Genomic DNA, 19993 nt, shown 5'->3' with positions numbered 1-19993 from the left:
GAATGTGCCAACTAAATGAGACACATACAGTTGATTTTTTCTTTTGTGATAAGAGTGGAGTTTTTAGAGGTGCCCATTATACGATATTGGTTTACTATCATCAAGAAACCGCTTTATTTTTTTAGCTTTTTATGGTATGATAAACAAAATATCTAGGGGAAAACAAATGACCAACGAATTTTTACATTTTGAAAAAATCAGCCGCCAGACTTGGCAATCGTTACATAGAAAAACCACACCTCCTTTGACAGAAGAGGAATTAGAATCCATCAAGAGTTTTAATGACCAGATTAGCTTGCAGGATGTTACCGATGTCTATCTCCCCCTAGCCCATCTCATCCAGATTTACAAGCGTACCAAGGATGATTTGGCCTTTTCAAAAGGGATTTTCCTTCAACGTGAAAGCAAATCCCAGCCTTTTATCATTGGGGTTTCTGGGAGTGTTGCCGTTGGAAAATCCACAACCAGTCGCCTACTTCAAATCCTACTGTCCCGTACACTTACAGATGCTACGGTTGAGTTGGTAACAACTGACGGCTTTCTCTATCCCAACCAGACCTTGATTGAACAAGGGATTTTAAATCGCAAGGGATTTCCTGAAAGCTATGATATGGAAGCTCTTCTCAACTTCCTGGACCACATCAAAAATGGACAAGATGTAGATATTCCTGTCTATTCTCATGAAGTCTACGACATCGTACCTGAGGAAAAGCAAAGTGTCAAAGCTGCTGATTTTGTCATTGTCGAGGGAATAAATGTCTTTCAAAATCCACAAAACGAGCGTCTCTACATTACTGACTTCTTTGACTTTTCCATCTATGTTGATGCTACAGTCGATGACATCGAGAGTTGGTATCTGGACCGTTTCTTGAAAATGCTGAGCCTAGCCCAAAACGACCCTGATAGCTACTATCATCGTTTTACACAAATGCCGATTGGGGAAGTGGAATCCTTTGCCCATCAGGTCTGGACCAGTATCAATCTCACAAATCTACAAAATTATATTGAACCAACCAGAAATCGTGCAGAAGTGATTCTTCATAAAACAAAGAACCATGAAATCGATGAAATTTACTTAAAAAAATAATTTTCCCTTGTCAAAACGTAAGTTTTCAGATATAATGGTATAGTTAGTAAATATGGAGGTAAGAACATTGGCAAACATTAAATCAGCTATCAAACGCGCTGAATTGAACGTTAAACAAAACGAAAAGAACTCAGCTCAAAAATCAGCTATGCGTACTGCTATCAAAGCTTTCGAAGCAAACCCATCTGAAGAACTTTTCCGTGCTGCTAGCTCAGCTATCGATAAAGCAGAAACTAAAGGTTTGATTCACAAAAACAAAGCAAGCCGCGACAAAGCTCGTCTTTCAGCTAAACTTGCTAAATAAGAAACAGTCCATAGAGGCTGTTTTTTTGTCTCCAAATTGGAAAAGGTAGAAAATGAAAATCGCAATTATCGGATATTCTGGTGCTGGTAAGTCAACTCTAGCAGAAAAATTATCTAACTACTACTCCATCCCAAAACTTCACATGGACACACTCCAATTTCAACCCGGTTGGCAAGACAGTGACCGTGAATGGATGTTGGATGAGATGAAAAAATTTCTCACCAAGCATGAAGCTTGGGTCATCGATGGGAATTATTCTTGGTGTTTCTATGAGGAAAGAATGCAGGATGCTGAGCAAATCATCTTTCTTAATTTTTCGACATTGACCTGTCTCTTTCGAGCCTTTAAACGATACCTCAAATACCGAGGCAAGGTCAGAGAAAGTATGGCAGTTGGTTGTCAAGAACAGTTTAATTGGGAGTTTATCCGATGGATTCTCTGGGATGGACGAACTAAAGCTCAAAGAAAAAATTACCAAAAACTTTGCCAAGAATACTCCCATAAAGTCACTATTCTTCGAAATCAAAGAGAGCTAGATCAATTTCTAGATAAGAAAAGGAAGTCCTCCAATTCATAAAGAAGGGCTTCCTTTTTTAGATATAATTACTCTGCAATCAAGGTTTCTAATCCAACCTTCATCATATCTGTGAAGGTATTTTGGCGTTCTTCTGCAGTCGTGTCTTCATCTGGATTGACCAAACTATCAGAGATAGTCATGATAGCAAGGGCATCAACATGATGTTGAGCAGCAAGATAGTAAAGGGCTGCTGCTTCCATTTCCACAGCCTTGACTCCCCATTTACCAAGTTCGATGTTCTTTTCAAAGTAGTTTGAATAAAAGACATCAGAAGACAAAACGTTCCCAACGTGGGTGGTCATACCAAGTTCTTTGGCGATATGGTAGGCCTTGTCCAGCAAATCAAAGCTAGCGATTTGTGGGAAATCGTACTGTGGCCAGTCATTGCGGATGATGTTAGAGTTGGTTGCAGCTGCCTGCGCCAAAACTAATTCACGGACGTGAACATCTTCATTCAATGAACCTGCTGTTCCCACACGGATCAATTTTTTCACACCGTAGTCAACAATCAACTCACGCGCATAAATCGAAATGGATGGCATCCCCATCCCAGTTCCCATGACAGATACACGGTGGCCCTTGTAAGTACCAGTGTAACCAAACATGTTACGCACTTCGTTAAAACAAACAGCATCTTCAAGGAAATTTTCCGCAATAAATTTAGCACGAAGAGGATCTCCAGGAAGAAGAATTTTATCAGCAATTTCACCCTGCTGAGCAGCAATATGGATAGACATAATATAAGATACCAAACCCGTCAAAAAGCAAAGGGAAAATAGGAGTTGGGTGCAGTGAGCGATGCTCGCTAGACCAACTATCTTTTTCCCACTGCTTTTAGGGTGGGTTCAATTCCTTTCTTTCTTAATTTTGATGATATTGAGAAGATTAGTCTGGCTTCAATTCAAACCCGAACTTCTCTTCTCTTCTGAGTTTTTAGAAAAGTTTTCCGCTCGTGTTCTAATCAAAACACACGCTCTACCTTTCTTTTTTTATTTTTATATTTCATAGCTAGGAAAAATCGGATTCAACCATGACTCCGATAAGCCTACTTCATTTTTATTTAAAACAGTTATAAATAAATTGAGAGTTTTTTTAATATTTTAAATCAAATCATTGACTAGAAGAAATGGGCATTTCCTACCTAATTACTTTATTATTTGACTTCTGACACAGTATGTTAGCCCAAGAAAAACGGTCTAATATTTTTGCAAATTCATAGGCTAAAACAGCTGTTACTAAGAGATACGGAAGAGAATCTAAACCTATCCCCGTGAAGCCTATTACTAATCCAGTTGCAGACAAGGGAGCCCTCAAGGTCACAGACAAAAAGCAAACGGATCCCAAAAGCAAAGTGGTTGGCTGGCTTTCCACACCTAGAATCATGCCAAGGAGGGCAGCTCCAGCTATCCCCAAGGCAAAAGATGGAGTAAGTGTACCGCCATAGGCCCCTGCCCATAGAGTAATAAGAACGACCAATGCTTTTAGGATAAACAAGAGGAGTACCGTTTTGCCACTACTACCATTCAATACTTCTTGAGCCATCATCCGTCCATTTCCAAGTAGATGTGGAAAATAACTTGCCAAACCAACAAGAAAAAGAAAAGCTGAGGGCAATGTGAGAAGTATGCGTTTATCTTTTATCCTTTTTGAAGACGCTTCTTTACTTAAGCGACCAAAAAGCCAAGCTAGTGGGGTTAAGAAAAGAAGTAATAAGGGAATAATCCACATTTCCTTTAAGGACCATGTGATGGCTAGAATCTGGTAGAGAGCCTGATCTGAAATAACCAAGCCTGCTATATAAGTTGAAACATAGGTAGTCAAACCGACTAAGACAAATCGTTTAATAGATAGAGCAATTCCTAGGGTTTCAAAAACAAAGAAGACACTTGTTAATGGAACCTGATAAACAGCCGCTAAACCAGCACCAGCACCACAAGCAAGGAGAAAGATACGATCCTTCATAGACAGTATACATATTTTCCCAACTGGTCCTGCAAATAGAGTTCCAATTTCTCGTGGTGCAGCTTCTTTGCCAATAGGTGCTCCCCCTCCAACTGCAATGATCTGCCAAATTGAATGAAATAGCTGTTTTTGAAAATGAAGCTTGTATTGTGCAGTCTCATCCTTCATCTGAGCTTTTATGGAATAAATCTTCGACCCTTTTTGCAAGAAATACCAGACCAAGGATGAGCCAAGACCCACGATTATTAAACTTAATCCTATCCGTGACGAGGAAACACCATCTGTCAAAAATCCAGTATGTTTCTCTGACTGACCAAAAGCTAGACTCTCTACAATCTCTAAAAGATAATGGAGAACTATACCAGATAAACCCGAAACTATTCCTTGCAGAATTACTGCTATGAATAATCTAAAATTATAAGGGATTTTTCGAAAAATACTCCTCAATTCTATTAACATGATTACAATTCAGCAAGAATCGCTTTAAGCAAACCTTTGAAGTCGCCTTTAACACGTTCAGTCACTTCTACAACTTCTTCGTGGTTGAGTTCTTCTTGGAATCCAGCTGCAAAGTTAGTAATACATGAAATTCCTAGAACTTTCAAGCCTGAGTGGGCTGCCACAATAACTTCAGGAACAGTAGACATACCAACCGCATCTGCTCCCAGTGTCTTATAAGCACGGATTTCTGCTGGTGTTTCATAAGTCGGACCAGTAACACCGATATAGACACCTTCATCAAGCTTGATACCAAATTTTTTAGCCACTTCATGGGCAGTAGCTCGGTATTCTGGTGTGTAGGCTTTAGACATATCTGGGAAACGTGGACCAAAATCATCCAAATTTTCACCCATCAACGGGTTCTGCCCCGTCATATTGATATGGTCTGAGATAGCCATCAAAGTACCAGGACCAAATCCAATACCGCCAGCTGCATTGGTTACAATGACACCTTCACATCCGAGAACTTTCATCACACGTACTGGGAAAGTCACGACTTCAAGAGGATTTCCCTCGTAGAAATGGAAACGACCTTGAAGAGCCAAGACCTTGCGACCTGCAAGTTCTCCATATACCAATTTACCAGCGTGACCGACTACTGTTGAACGGCCCCAGTTGGGAATATCTGCATAGTCTACTACAACTGGATTTTTGATTTCTTCTGCCAATTCTCCAAGTCCTGATCCAAGGATTAGACCGAACTCAGGTGCTTGGATTCCCTTGTCTCTCAGGAAGGCAGCTGTTTCCTTGATTTTATCTAAAAATGTCATTGTATGTCTCCTTTATTAGTTTTTAGCATTTGACCGATTTTGTCAAAGGTTTTGGCATTGCGAATGGTAATATTGCGATAGAAAGGCATCTTGAGCAAGCACTTATGATAGGCAGTTGCATAGTAGGATTCTTCAGAGAATTTCCCCCAGAAAATCCCAAGTCTTCCAAAATGAACCACTTCATCTTTCAGTTCCAAACTTTCAACTTTCTCAATGACTTGATCCACATCCAAGCCTTCTGTATAAAAGAGGACATCTTTTCGAGCCAGATCTTTGGTCCACCATTCAGGTAGATTTTCAATTTCCGCTTCAAAGTCCTCAAGACTCAGTATAGAAAAGCTCTGAATAAATGGATAATGGACTGCAAAGAAATCCTCTAACTTTTCAACCAATTGGGCTTTGGCATCTGTCGAAGTAAAGAAAATATTGCCACTGTTGATGTAGGTCTCAACTTTTTCCAGTCCCAACTCTGTCAATTCTTGACGAAGCTCCGTCATGACGACCTTATTCTTGCCACCAACATTAATACCTCTCACCAGCAAAGCATAGCGCGTCATCTTATACCAATTTATCTAAGAAACTTTCCCCAATCATGGCAGTTTCAACACCAAAGTTATCGGCAATAGTCGCTGAGATATCTGCGAAATGTCCGACTGGCAGCAAACCATTTCCTTTAAAGGCAGGGCTGTATGCCAAAAGTGGAATATATTCACGAGTGTGGTCCGTTCCTGCATAGGTTGGGTCATTTCCATGGTCCGCAGTAATCAAGAGAAGGTCGTTCTCTCTCATGGCTGCGATAATTTCAGGCAAGCGTTCATCAAATTCATGCAAGCAATCACGGTAACCATGAGCATTACGGCGGTGGCCATAAAGGGCATCAAAGTCAACCAAGTTTGTGAAGGAGAATCCTTTTTCAAACTCAGCAAGACCCATTGTCTTCAATAGTGTATCAATTCCGTGGCTGTTTGACTTGTTGTGGCCCATATCATGGTTGATACCCGCACCGTTAAAGATATCGTTGATTTTACCAACAGCATAAGTATCGATGCCAGCTTCGTTCAATTTATCCAAAACAGTTGGTGCAAATGGAGATACAGCCAAGTCACGACGGTTAGCTGTACGAGTGAAGTTGCCTGGTTCACCCACATAAGGGCGAGCAATGATACGACCTAGAAGGGCAGGACGCTCAAGGGTGATCGAACGAGCATATTCACAGATACGGTACAATTCATCCAAAGGAATAATGTCTTCGTGGGCAGCAATTTGCAAAACAGGGTCAGCTGAAGTATAGATAATCAACTCTCCAGTTTCCATCTGACGTGGTCCGAAATCATCGATAACAGCTGTTCCTGAGTAAGGTTTGTTGGCTTCACGAATGACCTTGCGCCCTGAAAATTCTTCGATCTTTGTCAAGATTTCTTCTGGGAATCCGTTCCAGAAAGTATCGAAAGGCTCAGTAATGTTAAGGCCCATGATTTCCCAGTGTCCAGTCATAGTATCCTTACCAAGGGAAACTTCTTCCAATTTTGTTGCATATCCTGTTGGATTGCTTTCAGCTGGAACAGTCTTCAAAGGCGTTTCACGAGGAATATTTCCTAGACCGATTTTAGCCATGTTTGGCACATTCAAACCAACTGTTTTTGAAATGTGTCCCAGTGTGTCAGAAGCTCCGTCTGGAACCCCTGCATTGACAAAGTTATTGGCATCTGGTGCAGCACCGATTCCTACAGAATCTAATACCACCAAGTGAATACGATTAAATTTTGACATAGTGTATCTCCTTATTATTTTAGTTATCTTGCTTTTGTTGAAGTTAAAATCTGAACCCCGTCTCGTCCAGCAACGATGACCTTATCCACCATTTGATTGAATAAACCGTGCTCCACGACGCCAACGACATGGTCCAATTCTTTCCCAAAGGCAATTGGATCTTCAATGACATCCAAGGCAAGGTCAATGATAAAGTTCTGCATATCGGTCACAAAACGTTGACCGTCTTTTTCACGGAAACTTGGTTTGTAGCCAGCTCGCTCAAAACGACGAAAGACCTGTTCTGCGCCATACTGAACCACTTCTACTGGCAATTTAAAAGCACCCAGTTTGTCGACCAGCTTGCTTTCATCTACTACCCAAATATATTCTTTTGAGGGCGTTGCAACAACCTTCTCCATCAGAAGGGCACCACCACCACCTTTGATTCCATTAAACTGACTATCCACTTCATCCGCCCCGTCGACTGTCACATCGACAAAGTCTACCTGGTCAATAGACTTGATCGGGATATTAAGCCCTTCAGCCTGTTTACTAGTTACACTAGAAGTCGTTACAGCTGTAATCTGCAATCCTTCTTCCTTGATACGACGACCGATTTCTTCGACAAAATAATAGGCAGTAGACCCCGTTCCCAGTCCGACAACCATGCCATTATTGACAAATTCAGCAGCCTTGATACCTGCCATTTTCTTCAGATTTTCCACTCAAACACCTCCATTAAAGAGCTACTTTTATTATAACATGTATCCTTTTTTATTTCATGGATACACTAGAAAAACCCGAACATTTTTATTTTTATGTCTACCTTGTTTTGGTAGTTAGAATCTTAGTTATGAGAACTTGTAGATAAAAACAGGTCCTAGCCAAAAGCAGCAACAGTTGATTTTTTATCATAAAGATGATTAAATAGTTAAGTACAGAAAAGGAGAAATAGGATGAACCCATTAGATTTGTTTAATCAAGTAAAAGAGTTAATCGAAACAAAAGATTTCGAAGCTGCAAAAACATTTGTTACAGAAAATCAAGAACAGCTTGGAGAATACTTCTCTCAAGCTCAACAGTTGATTTCTGGTTCTGAAGGTCTAGATGGCCTCGTTGGAAAGATTAAAGGATTTTTCTAAAAGATATAAAGGCGCCTGAAACGATCAGGTGCCTTTTTGAGATATTTTTTTCATTATTTCGGGCAGATGACTGCTGATTTCCGTCGGCAAGACCACATAATTTTCTTGAGATAGTTCTTGGGCTATGGCTGAATGAAGATGGGTTGCTACTGCCACACGTTCGTAGAGACTGGACTGTCGAAATTGGCCTACAAATCCTGCAATCATTCCAGCCAGTGTATCTCCCATACCACCAGTCGCCTGATAGGGACCGCCAACCTGTAACTGGTAAAAATCTGATTGACCAACTTGCCAAATACGAGTAGTTGGACCTTTCTCCACCAAAATTATGCCTTGAGGGAAAGAAGTCAGGGCACTAGCTGTTGTATCTTCATTTTGCTTTTCAATAGCAATACCAGACAGCTTTTCCCATTCTTTTTGGTGGGGAGTTAGGATAAGCTGGTTAGATGGAAACGACAAACTTGTCCTAGCAAGAATGGTTAAGGCCCCTCCGTCTACAATCAAAATCTGATTCTTTTTTAAGCTAGCAAAGACCTGTTTGACTAGATCTTCTCCAAAAGTATCGTCTCGTAAACCAGGCCCCAGCAAGACAACTTCTGCCTTCTTCAATTGCTCTTTTAACAATTGCTGGTCTTGAAGAGAAAAGGCCATAGCCTCAGGTAAATGACTGTGCAAAGCTGGGATATTTTCCCTATCTGTTCCAACAGTCACCAAACCAGCTCCACTTTTAACAGCTGCCAAAGCAGCCATGATGATAGCACCACCATAAGGATAAGTCCCACCCAGTAACAGCAGACGACCGTAATCTCCTTTATGACTTGTACGAGAACGTTCAATAATGACTTTTTCTAATAAGGTTTGATCAATCACTTTCATCGTTTTTCCCTCTCGCATTTATTATACAACAAAAAGGAGGCGCATACCTCCTTTTATAAACTTATTTCTAAAATTTAATATTCATTTCTGCCATTTTAGATATAGCTATAGAAAATACACTTTCCTCAGAAAATTTTTCTCTTATTTCCTATCCAATGTTCGAAGTGCTGCTTGATAAGTTTGCTCCATCAGCATAGTAATGGTCATAGGACCTACACCTCCAGGAACTGGCGTAATATGGCTAGCAAGTGGGGCAACTGCCTCATAATCCACATCTCCACAGAGCTTACCATTTTCATCGCGGTTCATCCCGACATCGATGACAACCGCACCAGGTTTGACAAAGTCAGCAGTCACAAACTTGGCACGACCGATTGCTACTACAAGAATATCTGCTTTAGCAGCCACCTTGGCAAGATTATGAGTACGTGAATGGGTCAAGGTCACTGTTGCATTTTTGGCCAAAAGAAGCTGGGCCATGGGTTTTCCAACGATATTGGAACGACCGATGACGACCGCATTTTTACCTTCCAAGTCAATCCCATATTCATGAAACATTTCCATAATTCCTGCAGGTGTCGAAGGAATCATGACTGGATGACCAGACCAAAGAAGCCCCATGTTTAAGGGATGGAAACCGTCCACATCCTTTTCTGGGTCAATGGCCAACAAAACTGCCTCTTCATCAATATGTTTTGGTAATGGTAACTGGACCAATATCCCATGCCAAGCTGAATCTTGATTGTATTTGGCAATCAAGTCTAACAATTCCCCTTGAGTAATGGTATCTGGAACTCGCACAACTTCACTACGGAATCCAGCCGCAAGGGCTGACCTCTCCTTGTTACGAACGTAGACTTGGCTGGCAGGGTTGTCCCCAACCAAAATCACTACCAAACCAGGTACTAGCCCCGTTTCTTCCTTTAATCTTTCAGTCTTTTCAGCCAGCTGTCCTTGTAACTTAGCTGCTAGAGCCTTCCCATCAATAATCTGTGTCATATCACTTCTCTTTTCTTTCAAATATCTTCCATTATACCAAAAACTGCTAATCCCCTCTAACACTTCTTTCCTAGGCTATTCTATAGTTTCAAACTATAAGAAAAAGCTCGAGTCGAGCTTTTCATTAATCTATATTTTATATCTAAAGTTGGCTACAAAGAGCTTAACAAAGCTAACTTATAAAACCTTACTCAAGAAGTCTTTAGTCCGTTGTTCTTGGGTTTGTTCAAAAATCTGTTCAGGTGTTCCATCTTCAACAACCACACCGTCTGCCATAAAGATGACACGGTCTGCCACCTCACGAGCGAATCCCATCTCATGCGTTACGATAACCATGGTCATTCCTGACTTGGCTAGGTCTTGCATAACAGCCAACACCTCACCAACCATTTCAGGATCCAGGGCTGAAGTTGGCTCGTCAAAGAGCAAGACATCAGGTTCCATAGCCAACCCACGCGCGATGGCAATCCGCTGTTGCTGACCACCTGACAAACTCTGTGGATAAGAAGTTGCCTTATCTGGTAAACCAACTTTTTCCAAAAGTTCCTGAGCTCTCTTCTCTGCAACTTCCTTACTTTCACCTTTGGTTTTGATAGGAGACAAGGTGATATTTTCCATCACAGTCATATTAGGAAAGAGATTAAATTGTTGGAAGACCATGCCCATCTTCTCACGCATGGCAAACAGGTCATTCTTCTTGTCCGTAATATCAACTCCCTCAAAAATAACCTTCCCTTTTGTTGCTTCTTCCAACAAATTCATAGAACGAAGTAAGGTAGATTTCCCGCTTCCTGAAGGACCAATGATAACGACAACTTCTCCTCTTTTAATCTCGAGGTTGATGCCCTTCAATACTTCATTCTTTCCAAAGGATTTATGTAAATTTTCAATTTTTATCAAGGTTTCTGTCATTATTTCTTATCTCCTTGTCCCATACGTTTTTCAAAAGCTTTCAAGGCTACTGTCAAAATAGAGGTCATAATCAAGTAATAAAAGGCTGCAAATAAAAGTGGTGTTAAAGGTAGATAGGTTGTTGTAGAAACTGTTGTAGCTCCATTCCACAACTCCATAACACCGATAGCTGATAAGAGGGAACTATCCTTGATAATAGTGATAAATTCGTTCCCCAATGCTGGCAAAATATTTTTGATAGCTTGTGGCAAAATCACATAGCGCATCGCATTTTTAGGACGAATCCCTAGCGAATAAGCCGCTTCTAGCTGACCTTTAGGAACCGCATTAATCCCAGCACGAACAGTCTCAGAAACATAAGCACCACTGTTCATAGAGATAATCAAAATCCCTGGAATCAGACGAGAAAGATCAACACCTAAAATTCCGATCTGAATAGTCGGAGCATTGATGTGCATTAGAGCAAAGGCAATCATAATCTGAACCATCATCGGTGTCCCGCGGAAAATCCAAACGTATAAGTTGGCAAGCCAAACAAGCGGTTTAAACTTTGAACGTTGCCCAAAAGCCAAGACAACACCCAAAATAGTCCCTAAAAAGACCACACAGATAGAAATGAGAACCGTCACGACAGCCCCGTAGTTAAAATAAGGTAAATACTTTGGTAAAAAAGAAAAATTCATAGTCACACTGCTTTCTAAAATAGAATACTGTATGATTATAACATGAACTGAATTAAAATTCAAATCTTTTGTCTAATTTATTCAAAAAAACTTTAAGCTGGTAGAATTAGCGAGAAATCTTAGTTTTTTCTAGGCAAGTTGGCCTCCTTTATGGTAAAATAGTAACGATAAGAAATGAAGGAGAATCAAAATGGAATCACATTTGGTTAGAATCATCAACCGCCTTGAAGCAATGGCAAAAGATGGCGGAAATTTAAAACGTAATTTTGAACGCGAAGGAGTTGTTGTTGCAGAAGTTGCATACAGCCACGACGAAGAAAACGGCTCAATCTTTACCCTTCGTGATGTCGAAGCTCGCGAAACTTATACGTTTGATAGCATTGACTTAATTGCAATGGAGATTTACGAACTCCTTTACTAATACAAAACAAGCTGGGATTACACCCTGCATGTCTAACCAAAATCCTTTTTGTCTCACAAATAGGATTTTTTTATTCCCTAAAATCTCAAAAATTTTCATTGTAGCAACTTCTCAAAGCTGCAATCTTTTTACTTGCTTTACACCCCAATCCTGTTATAATGAGAGTATAGAAATTTGACTATTATTGACCTTTGGACAGGCCAGGCTAAAGAAAGAAATGAGGTAGATGTATGCTTTGTCAAAACTGTAAAATCAACGACTCAACAATTCATCTTTATACCAATCTTAATGGAAAGCAAAAACAAATTGACCTCTGTCAAAACTGCTATAAGATTATCAAAACAGATCCTAACAATAGCCTCTTTAAAGGTATGACGGATCTGAACAATCGTGACTTTGATCCCTTTGGTGATTTCTTCAATGACCTAAACAATTTTAGACCTTCTAACAACACTCCTCCGACTCCCCCAACCCAATCAGGTGGAGGTTACGGTGGAAACGGCGGTTATGGTTCCCAAAATCGTGGACCTGCTCAAACTCCTCCACCAAGCCAAGAAAAAGGCCTGCTGGAAGAATTTGGTATCAACGTAACTGAAATTGCCCGTCGTGGAGATATTGACCCCGTTATTGGGCGCGACGATGAGATTATCCGTGTCATCGAAATTCTCAATCGCAGAACCAAGAATAATCCTGTTCTTATCGGTGAACCAGGTGTCGGAAAAACTGCCGTTGTCGAAGGTCTAGCTCAGAAAATCGTTGATGGCGACGTTCCACATAAACTACAAGGCAAACAAGTCATCCGTCTGGATGTGGTTAGCCTAGTTCAAGGAACGGGTATCCGAGGACAATTTGAAGAACGCATGCAAAAACTCATGGAAGAAATTCGCAAACGTGAGGACATCATCCTCTTTATCGATGAAATCCATGAAATTGTCGGTGCTGGTTCTGCAGGCGATGGCAATATGGATGCAGGAAATATCCTCAAGCCAGCCCTTGCTCGTGGGGAACTGCAACTGGTCGGTGCCACTACCCTCAATGAATACCGTATCATTGAAAAGGATGCCGCCCTAGAGCGTCGTATGCAACCTGTTAAGGTCGATGAACCAACCGTGGAAGAAACAATCACTATCCTCAAAGGTATTCAAAAGAAATACGAAGACTACCACCACGTTCAGTATACCGATGCTGCAATTGAAGCAGCTGCAACTCTTTCCAATCGTTACATCCAAGATCGCTTCTTGCCTGATAAGGCCATTGACCTCCTAGATGAAGCTGGTTCTAAGATGAACTTGACCTTGAATTTTGTGGATCCTAAAGTAATTGATCAACGCTTGATTGAGGCTGAAAATCTTAAATCTCAAGCTACACGAGAGGAAGATTTTGAGAAGGCGGCTTATTTCCGCGACCAGATTGCCAAGTATAAGGAAATGCAAAAGAAAAAGGTCACAGACCAAGATACTCCTATCATCAGTGAAAAAACCATTGAGCATATTATCGAGCAGAAAACCAATATCCCTGTTGGTGATTTGAAAGAGAAAGAACAATCTCAACTCATCCATCTAGCCGAAGATCTCAAGTCGCATGTTATTGGACAGGATGATGCAGTCGATAAGATTGCCAAGGCTATTCGCCGGAATCGTGTCGGTCTCGGTACGCCAAACCGTCCAATTGGAAGCTTTCTCTTTGTCGGACCAACTGGTGTCGGTAAGACAGAACTTTCCAAACAACTAGCCATTGAACTTTTTGGTTCTGCTGACAGCATGATTCGCTTTGACATGAGTGAATACATGGAAAAACACAGTGTAGCTAAGTTGGTCGGAGCCCCTCCAGGTTATGTTGGCTATGATGAGGCTGGGCAATTAACTGAAAAAGTCCGCCGCAATCCATACTCTCTTATTCTCTTAGATGAAGTAGAAAAAGCCCATCCAGATGTCATGCATATGTTCCTTCAGGTCTTGGACGATGGTCGTTTGACAGACGGGCAAGGGCGTACCGTCAGCTTCAAGGATGCCATTATTATCATGACCTCAAACGCAGGTACAGGTAAGGCCGAAGCCAGCGTTGGTTTCGGGGCAGCTCGCGAAGGACGTACCAACTCTGTCCTCGGTGAACTCGGTAACTTCTTTAGCCCAGAATTTATGAACCGTTTTGACGGCATCATCGAGTTCAAAGCTCTCAGCAAAGACGACCTCCTTCAAATCGTCGAGCTCATGCTAGCTGATGTTAATAAGCGACTCTCCAGCAACAATATCCATCTCGATGTGACAGACAAGGTCAAGGAAAAATTAGTTGACCTCGGCTATGATCCAAAAATGGGAGCACGCCCACTTCGTCGTACTATTCAAGACTATATTGAGGACGCAATCACTGACTACTACCTTGAAAACCCAAGTGAAAAAGAACTCAAGGCAGTGATGACCAGCAAGGGCAAGATTCAAATCAAATCTGCCAAAAAAGCTGAAGTAAAATCTTCTGAAAAAGAAGTATAAATCCTATAAAAAAGGAGTAGAAAATGAAAATTTTCTGCTTCTTTTTATTAAAATAACTATAAATTCTTGACAGCTTGCCCTTTGTCCATTATGATAATAATAACGATACTAGATAATGAGGAAAATTCAATGGCAAACCCAACTTTCGGAGAAAAAAAAGCGAATACAGACTATGTTTCACGCTATGGCGTATATGCAGTTATCCCTGATGCTGAACAAAAACAAATTGTTCTTGTTCAAGCACCCAATGGCGCTTGGTTCCTACCAGGTGGTGAAATTGAAGCTGGTGAGAACCATCAGGAAGCCCTAAAACGTGAATTGATTGAAGAGCTTGGCTTCACAGCTGAAATTGGTATTTATTATGGACAAGCTGACGAATATTTCTACTCTCGTCACCGTGACACCTACTACTACAATCCTGCCTACCTCTATGAAGCGACTTCTTTCAAAGAAGTGCAAAAGCCACTAGAAGACTTTAATCATATCGCCTGGTTCCCTATTGACGAGGCTATTGAAAATCTCAAACGTGGTAGCCATAAATGGGCAATCCAATCTTGGAAAAAACAGCATAAGATTGACTAAATCAAGCTACTTTATTCAAAAAGTGCTATAATAGAATTAGAAAATCGGAGGAAATGTTATGAAGCTTATCAATACGACAAACTCACACTCGCAACTTGTAAAAAGCCAGCTAGAAAGTACAGATGCAACCCTTGTTGAGGTTTATTCTGCAGGTAATACAGATGTTATTTTTACCCAAGCTCCGCTTCACTATGAAATCCTCATCTCAAACAAACACCGCGCTATCCGCGAACCTGAAATCGAAGCTATTCAAGAATTTTTCTTGAAACGTAAAATTGATAAGGACTCTATTGATGAGGCCAATATCAAAACCCTCTATTCAGAAAAATTAATTGGAATTTCAATTCCGACCAAATAAAATCTTGGAGAGATTAGAAAGTACTTTGAACCTTATGGAACAAAATTAGGTTTATTTAGCTTTTTAAATCATCTCCAATTTTTTATCTTGAAATCTTATCATACAAGATTTTATAGATAATTAAGGAGACAAACATGGGAGACATCATATATAGAGAGGCAAGAATTGAAGAAAGCGAAAAAATTGGAAAACTATTAGCTAATTCCTTTCTTGACTATCCCTTTTTAACGATTATAACTGACGATTTGAAGAAACCTGACTCCTATCCTGCTTTTGTAGAAACATTGCAAATTCTGCTTACTAGAGTCTATATTAAGAAGGGAAACTGTTTAATTGCGGAACAGGATGGAGAATTACTTGCAGTTGCCCTTTTGCAACAAAAGGATTTCTGTATACTATCCTATCTACGAAATGGTGGAACAAACATTTTTCGCTACATTCGACCACAAAATCTCCTTAAATACTTTGACTTTGTAAAACGTTCCAAAAAGCATTTAGAAGAATCTGGAGAGTTTGATTGGTATTTGATGGCCTTAGCTGTCAATGTATCAAATAAAGGGCTAGGAATAGGCAGTACATTTTTGAAACAAGGAATTGAACCCTATGTCAAATCAAAAGGCTGTAAGCACTTGGGCCTCATAACTAGTACAGCTAGAAATACCTCATTCTACGAAAAAAACGATTATGTCCTACTTGACTTTATGGAGCTAGAATACGGTTCAATATCAATTGGTAACTGGGCATTTTTAAAAACAATAAATAAATAAAAAAAATTTGGTGCTGCTTATCACAGAACCAAATCTTTTTTATTATGTTAGAAACGAATCGTCTCACGTGTTTTTTCGTATGAAGTGACAAAACGGTTGGTTACACCTGGTTCTGCAACTTCCAAAGCTTGCGAAATCTTATCAAATGAAGCATGATAATCAAATTCTTTTTCAAAAATTTCTAATGATTCATTAAAAGCTTCTTGAATTCGTTCATCAAATGAGCGGTAACGGTTCGAATACTGTAGCAATTGTTCTGTCAACGTTGCATATTGAACAATATTATAGGTTTCTTCTTCAAGTGCTTCCATATCATTTGTTGCAATTTCAAGCATCCGGTTCACAGCTTCGATATTGACACGAGCTTCTTCTAGTTCAGCCATCAACTCTTCAGTATGGTTACTTGCTGTAAAGAACGACTGTAAGAAATTCTGAGGAATACCTGGAAGATTGCGTTTTTCCATATATCTCTTAATTGTGTGAAGACGATTAACATAAACATTTGCCTTCTGGCGAGCATTGATATCATCTTTTTCAATCTGAGCAAGACGTTGACTAACCGCAACTTGTTCATCTTCAATTTCCTTCAAAGTCGCTTGTAAGTTTTCCAAACGATCTTCAAGGAATGAATAAGGTTCAGAATGTTCCTCTTGTTCAGAAGTTAGTTCCAATACAGATTCTTCTAAAGATTCTAACTCAGCTTGTAATCTATGAACATGACTAACATCTGTTTCAGATAGTAGGTAATTGTTACTCAATCGTTGAATATCTTCCACTAAAACAGCATTACTATCTTTCATGTGTTTCAAATATGTAGGAAGGGTTGTAACTAAGCCTTCTACTACTTTTTGAGCAGCGATTTCTCGTGTAAAGATATCATAGAGTGCATTGATTTCTTCTTGAACTTGAGTATTTTCATACTCAGCATTATCCAACTCTAATTGTGCAATATTTTCGTGGTTTTTCTTCAAAGATTCATAAAGCAATTGGAAGCGAGATTCAATATCCGTTTCAGCAAAATGATAATTAGCATCTAAAAGTTTACGGTAACCGTCTTCCAAATCTTCCAATTGATCAGGTAGCTCTTTAGATAATGTTTTTACAATCGCTGGCAAGCGGTCAACAATGTGACTCAAAGCCAAGATATGATTTTCAGCATTATCTAAAATCACAGCAGCTTCTACTGGATCACCTGAAGTGTTTAAAGTAACAAACTGAGAAAACTCTGATTGGATATTTTCCAATTGTTTTTCGATTTCAGATAAACCTTGGCCATATTCTTCAGAATGATCAGCCACTCTGTGTTGTAACTCTTCAAACAAGTCCAAGGTATGAAGAACACGTCCACTATTTTTAGACTCTTGTTTCTCCAAATCTGCCAAGGCATTGCGAATTGACGCAATATCTTCTTCAATCAAAGTAATTTGACTCTCGATTTGGTCGATTTGATGACTGGCCTTGAAAAAACGGAATGAGTTGTTATAGCCTTCTGCCTCAAAAAGATTATTTTCGATATCGGCAAAAGAGTTAAGAGATAGGTCAACCCATTTTTGGTTCCATTCACGGAAAGTCACTTGACTTTGTCCAATCAAGTGCATATTTTTTACAGCTTCAACTTCATCATTAACTGGAAGATTGTACAGCTCTTCTTTTTTCTCTTCTAAAATTGCTAATTTACTTTCATTGCGTTTCCGTACATAAATTGCTATAGCATATGAAATCAGCAATATAATTGCAATTGCAATTATAAGATATACTACTAGACTACCAGACATATTAAACTCCTTTTTTACTTGAAACAATCGTAATGATTATATCATATTTTTTAGACCAAGGGAACTACTTCTCTCGATTTTTTAAACATCAAGTGTACTATAGACGGCATTTTCTTCGATAAACTCACGACGAGGCTCTACTCGATCCCCCATCAACATATCAAAGATTTTATCTGCTTCAGCCGCATCATCCACAGAAACTCTAGCCATCAAACGATGCTCAGGATCCATGGTTGTTTCCCATAACTGATGATCGTCCATTTCACCTAGCCCCTTATAACGCTGAATGGTCGGTTTAGTACGACCTTCACTATAACGGGCTAAGGCTTCTTGGAGTTTGATTTCTTGGTCTGCTCCTGGCTGGATATATTCTTTAATCTCACTTCCAACCTTGACACCATAGATTGGAGGTTGGGCGATATAAACATAACCAGCTTCTAGAATTGGTTTCATATAACGATAAATCAAGGTTAAAAGAAGGGTACGAATGTGGGCTCCATCGACATCGGCATCGGTCATCAAAACAAGTTTTTGGTAACGAGCTTTTGAAACATCAAATTCTGCACCAAATCCTGTTCCCATCGCTGTGAAAAGACTACGAATTTCTTCGTTAGCTAGAATCTTATCCATACTTGCCTTTTCAACGTTCAAAATCTTACCGCGGATTGGAAGAATTGCCTGAAATTCACGGTTACGACCAGATTTGGCTGACCCACCAGCTGAGTCTCCTTCGACGATGAAGAGTTCTGTTTCAGCAGGATTGTTAGAAGAGCAGTCTGCTAGTTTACCTGGAAGGTTGGAAATTTCCAAACCAGATTTTTTACGAGTGACTTCACGCGCACGCTTGGCAGCAACACGAGCTTTGGCGGCCAAAATTCCTTTTTCCACAATTCTCTTGGCAATCTGTGGATTTTCCATGAGGAAATCAGAAAAGGCATCGCTGAAGAGACGATTGGTAATCTTGACCACTTCGCTATTTCCCAATTTGGTCTTGGTCTGTCCTTCAAACTGTGGATTTGGGTGTTTAACTGAGATAACTGCAGTTAATCCTTCGCGGACATCTTCCCCTGTTAGATTATCTTCATTATCTTTCAGTAACTTATTTTTACGAGCATAATCGTTGATAACACGAGTCAAGGCTGTACGGAAACCTTGTTCATGCGTTCCACCTTCATGGGTATGAATATTATTGGCGAAACTCATGACATTTTCATGGTAACCCGTTGTGTACTGCATGGCTACTTCGACTGTGATATCATCCATCTCACCATCTGTGTAGATTGGTGTATCAAAGATAACATCCTTGTTCTCGTTGATATATTCAACGTAACTAGCAATCCCACCTTCATAATGATAATGCTTGGTTTGCTCCAAACCTTCACGCTTATCTGTAATGGAGATTTGAAGACCGCGATTTAGAAAGGCCAACTCTTGAATCCGTTTATTTAATTTATCAAAATCAAAGGTTGTTGTTTCCGTAAAGATTTCTGGGTCCGGTGTGAAGTGAACTGTTGTTCCCGTTTTATCCGTATCTCCAACCACCTCAAGGTCTGCAACAACATGACCACGACGGTATTCTTGGTAATGAATTTTACCATTTTTGTGGACATGAACGTCTAATTGAGTTGAAAGGGCATTAACTACTGAGGACCCCACTCCGTGAAGACCACCTGAGACCTTATATCCGCCACCGCCAAACTTTCCTCCAGCGTGAAGAACAGTAAAGACAGTCTCAACGGCAGGTCGACCTGTTTTTTCCTGAATATCGACGGGGATCCCACGTCCATCATCAACAACTGTAATCGAATCATCTGGCTCAATAAAGACTTGAATATGGCTAGCAAATCCTGCCAAGGCCTCATCAATTGAGTTATCAACAATTTCCCAGACTAGATGGTGAAGACCTTCTTTTGAGGTTGACCCGATATACATCCCTGGACGCATACGAACAGCCTCTAAGCCCTCTAAAACTTGAATTTGACTGGCATCATAATCTTGTGCCTGCAGATTTTTGATTTCTTCTGTCATCTTTTTCC

At 40.1% G+C, this 19993-nt stretch carries 21 protein-coding genes; 9 read left to right on the top strand and 12 right to left on the bottom strand.

Going from position 1 to position 19993, the window contains the following annotated elements; all coding sequences use genetic code 11:
• The first annotated feature begins 166 nt into the window (after positions 1-166).
• The 3 genes from coaA (at position 167) to K1I71_RS04490 (ending at position 1968) form a co-directional block, all read left to right on the top strand.
• A complete protein-coding gene (coaA, locus tag K1I71_RS04500) occupies positions 167-1087 on the top strand; it encodes a type I pantothenate kinase (RefSeq protein WP_223330315.1) in 921 nt (306 codons plus the stop codon).
• A gap of 67 nt (positions 1088-1154) precedes the next feature.
• Positions 1155-1391, top strand: coding sequence for a 30S ribosomal protein S20 (rpsT, locus tag K1I71_RS04495; RefSeq protein WP_001274000.1), 237 nt, complete (start codon positions 1155-1157; stop codon positions 1389-1391).
• A gap of 52 nt (positions 1392-1443) precedes the next feature.
• Positions 1444-1968: a DNA topology modulation protein gene (locus tag K1I71_RS04490; RefSeq protein WP_223330314.1), complete on the top strand. Its 525-nt coding sequence runs from the start codon at positions 1444-1446 to the stop codon at positions 1966-1968.
• Positions 1969-1994: 26 nt separating this feature from the next.
• Here the strand turns inward: K1I71_RS04490 and deoD are convergent, their stop codons facing one another.
• From deoD to rpiA, 6 genes are all read right to left on the bottom strand, one after another.
• A complete protein-coding gene (gene deoD / locus K1I71_RS04485; RefSeq protein WP_000022091.1) occupies positions 1995-2705 on the bottom strand; it encodes a purine-nucleoside phosphorylase in 711 nt (236 codons plus the stop codon).
• Positions 2706-3105: 400 nt separating this feature from the next.
• A complete protein-coding gene (locus K1I71_RS04480) occupies positions 3106-4389 on the bottom strand; it encodes a chloride channel protein (RefSeq protein WP_223330313.1) in 1284 nt (427 codons plus the stop codon).
• A 2-nt stretch (positions 4390-4391) separates the two neighbouring features.
• Complete coding sequence (locus tag K1I71_RS04475; protein ID WP_223330312.1) at positions 4392-5201, bottom strand: purine-nucleoside phosphorylase; 810 nt, start codon at positions 5199-5201, stop codon at positions 4392-4394.
• Positions 5198-5758, bottom strand: coding sequence for a DUF1697 domain-containing protein (locus K1I71_RS04470; protein WP_223330311.1), 561 nt, complete (start codon positions 5756-5758; stop codon positions 5198-5200). The genes K1I71_RS04475 and K1I71_RS04470 overlap by 4 nt, the downstream gene beginning before the upstream one ends.
• A 1-nt stretch (position 5759) precedes the next feature.
• Positions 5760-6971 (bottom strand): phosphopentomutase, encoded by a 1212-nt coding sequence (locus K1I71_RS04465; protein ID WP_070478895.1) that lies wholly within the window; start codon positions 6969-6971, stop codon positions 5760-5762.
• A gap of 23 nt (positions 6972-6994) precedes the next feature.
• Positions 6995-7678 carry a ribose-5-phosphate isomerase RpiA gene (gene rpiA, locus K1I71_RS04460; protein ID WP_223330310.1) on the bottom strand — a complete coding sequence of 228 codons (684 nt, stop codon included), beginning with the start codon at positions 7676-7678 and terminating at the stop codon, positions 6995-6997.
• 231 nt (positions 7679-7909) lie between these two features.
• Here rpiA and K1I71_RS04455 point away from each other — a divergent pair, with 231 nt between their 5' ends.
• Positions 7910-8095 (top strand): hypothetical protein, encoded by a 186-nt coding sequence (locus K1I71_RS04455; RefSeq protein WP_042750849.1) that lies wholly within the window; start codon positions 7910-7912, stop codon positions 8093-8095.
• Between the two features lie 24 nt (positions 8096-8119).
• Here K1I71_RS04455 and K1I71_RS04450 read toward each other — a convergent pair whose 3' ends face one another.
• The 4 genes from K1I71_RS04450 to K1I71_RS04435 form a co-directional block, all read right to left on the bottom strand.
• Complete coding sequence (locus K1I71_RS04450; RefSeq protein WP_223330309.1) at positions 8120-8971, bottom strand: NAD(P)H-hydrate dehydratase; 852 nt, start codon at positions 8969-8971, stop codon at positions 8120-8122.
• Between the two features lie 141 nt (positions 8972-9112).
• Positions 9113-9970, bottom strand: coding sequence for a bifunctional methylenetetrahydrofolate dehydrogenase/methenyltetrahydrofolate cyclohydrolase (locus K1I71_RS04445; protein ID WP_223330308.1), 858 nt, complete (start codon positions 9968-9970; stop codon positions 9113-9115).
• Positions 9971-10147: 177 nt separating this feature from the next.
• Positions 10148-10882: an amino acid ABC transporter ATP-binding protein gene (locus K1I71_RS04440; RefSeq protein ID WP_223330307.1), complete on the bottom strand. Its 735-nt coding sequence runs from the start codon at positions 10880-10882 to the stop codon at positions 10148-10150.
• A complete protein-coding gene (locus K1I71_RS04435; protein WP_223330306.1) occupies positions 10882-11565 on the bottom strand; it encodes an amino acid ABC transporter permease in 684 nt (227 codons plus the stop codon). The genes K1I71_RS04440 and K1I71_RS04435 overlap by 1 nt, the downstream gene beginning before the upstream one ends.
• Positions 11566-11755: 190 nt before the next feature.
• Here K1I71_RS04435 and K1I71_RS04430 point away from each other — a divergent pair, with 190 nt between their 5' ends.
• From K1I71_RS04430 to K1I71_RS04410, 5 genes are all read left to right on the top strand, one after another.
• Positions 11756-11986: a DUF1797 family protein gene (locus tag K1I71_RS04430; protein WP_000443570.1), complete on the top strand. Its 231-nt coding sequence runs from the start codon at positions 11756-11758 to the stop codon at positions 11984-11986.
• Between the two features lie 230 nt (positions 11987-12216).
• On the top strand, positions 12217-14475 hold the full coding sequence (locus K1I71_RS04425) for an ATP-dependent Clp protease ATP-binding subunit (protein ID WP_223330305.1): 2259 nt from the start codon (positions 12217-12219) through the stop codon (positions 14473-14475).
• Positions 14476-14604: 129 nt separating this feature from the next.
• Complete coding sequence (locus K1I71_RS04420) at positions 14605-15057, top strand: NUDIX hydrolase (RefSeq protein WP_045606208.1); 453 nt, start codon at positions 14605-14607, stop codon at positions 15055-15057.
• Positions 15058-15115: 58 nt separating this feature from the next.
• Entirely contained in the window at positions 15116-15415 is a 300-nt protein-coding gene (locus K1I71_RS04415) for a DUF1827 family protein (RefSeq protein ID WP_000767189.1), read from the top strand.
• Between the two features lie 134 nt (positions 15416-15549).
• Complete coding sequence (locus K1I71_RS04410) at positions 15550-16182, top strand: GNAT family N-acetyltransferase (protein WP_223330304.1); 633 nt, start codon at positions 15550-15552, stop codon at positions 16180-16182.
• A 47-nt stretch (positions 16183-16229) separates the two neighbouring features.
• Here the strand turns inward: K1I71_RS04410 and ezrA are convergent, their stop codons facing one another.
• Together ezrA and gyrB are read right to left on the bottom strand one after the other, a co-directional pair.
• Positions 16230-17957, bottom strand: a complete 1728-nt coding sequence (gene ezrA, locus K1I71_RS04405; RefSeq protein WP_045606203.1) for a septation ring formation regulator EzrA — start codon at positions 17955-17957, stop codon at positions 16230-16232.
• Between the two features lie 81 nt (positions 17958-18038).
• Positions 18039-19985, bottom strand: coding sequence for a DNA topoisomerase (ATP-hydrolyzing) subunit B (gene gyrB / locus K1I71_RS04400; protein WP_000134041.1), 1947 nt, complete (start codon positions 19983-19985; stop codon positions 18039-18041).
• Between the last annotated feature and the right edge of the window lie 8 nt (positions 19986-19993).

Origin of the sequence: Streptococcus mitis, from assembly GCF_019929545.1 — a bacterium.
GTDB lineage: Bacteria > Bacillota > Bacilli > Lactobacillales > Streptococcaceae > Streptococcus > Streptococcus mitis_BU.
This window is presented reverse-complemented; position numbering and strand designations above follow the sequence as displayed.

Bases quoted from the DNA above. Each gene is read 5' to 3' on its own strand.
- K1I71_RS04455 (WP_042750849.1), top strand. From the start codon at position 7,910: ATGAACCCATTAGATTTGTTTAATCAAGTAAAAGAGTTAATCGAAACA.
- K1I71_RS04465 (WP_070478895.1), bottom strand. From the start codon at position 6,971: ATGTCAAAATTTAATCGTATTCACTTGGTGGTATTAGATTCTGTAGGA.
- K1I71_RS04410 (WP_223330304.1), top strand. From the start codon at position 15,550: ATGGGAGACATCATATATAGAGAGGCAAGAATTGAAGAAAGCGAAAAA.
- K1I71_RS04430 (WP_000443570.1), top strand. From the start codon at position 11,756: ATGGAATCACATTTGGTTAGAATCATCAACCGCCTTGAAGCAATGGCA.
- K1I71_RS04445 (WP_223330308.1), bottom strand. From the start codon at position 9,970: ATGACACAGATTATTGATGGGAAGGCTCTAGCAGCTAAGTTACAAGGA.
- deoD (WP_000022091.1), bottom strand. From the start codon at position 2,705: ATGTCTATCCATATTGCTGCTCAGCAGGGTGAAATTGCTGATAAAATT.
- K1I71_RS04440 (WP_223330307.1), bottom strand. From the start codon at position 10,882: ATGACAGAAACCTTGATAAAAATTGAAAATTTACATAAATCCTTTGGA.
- K1I71_RS04490 (WP_223330314.1), top strand. From the start codon at position 1,444: ATGAAAATCGCAATTATCGGATATTCTGGTGCTGGTAAGTCAACTCTA.
- K1I71_RS04425 (WP_223330305.1), top strand. From the start codon at position 12,217: ATGCTTTGTCAAAACTGTAAAATCAACGACTCAACAATTCATCTTTAT.
- K1I71_RS04435 (WP_223330306.1), bottom strand. From the start codon at position 11,565: ATGAATTTTTCTTTTTTACCAAAGTATTTACCTTATTTTAACTACGGG.
- K1I71_RS04415 (WP_000767189.1), top strand. From the start codon at position 15,116: ATGAAGCTTATCAATACGACAAACTCACACTCGCAACTTGTAAAAAGC.
- K1I71_RS04480 (WP_223330313.1), bottom strand. From the start codon at position 4,389: ATGTTAATAGAATTGAGGAGTATTTTTCGAAAAATCCCTTATAATTTT.
- K1I71_RS04475 (WP_223330312.1), bottom strand. From the start codon at position 5,201: ATGACATTTTTAGATAAAATCAAGGAAACAGCTGCCTTCCTGAGAGAC.
- K1I71_RS04470 (WP_223330311.1), bottom strand. From the start codon at position 5,758: ATGACGCGCTATGCTTTGCTGGTGAGAGGTATTAATGTTGGTGGCAAG.
- coaA (WP_223330315.1), top strand. From the start codon at position 167: ATGACCAACGAATTTTTACATTTTGAAAAAATCAGCCGCCAGACTTGG.
- K1I71_RS04450 (WP_223330309.1), bottom strand. From the start codon at position 8,971: ATGAAAGTGATTGATCAAACCTTATTAGAAAAAGTCATTATTGAACGT.
- K1I71_RS04420 (WP_045606208.1), top strand. From the start codon at position 14,605: ATGGCAAACCCAACTTTCGGAGAAAAAAAAGCGAATACAGACTATGTT.
- gyrB (WP_000134041.1), bottom strand. From the start codon at position 19,985: ATGACAGAAGAAATCAAAAATCTGCAGGCACAAGATTATGATGCCAGT.
- ezrA (WP_045606203.1), bottom strand. From the start codon at position 17,957: ATGTCTGGTAGTCTAGTAGTATATCTTATAATTGCAATTGCAATTATA.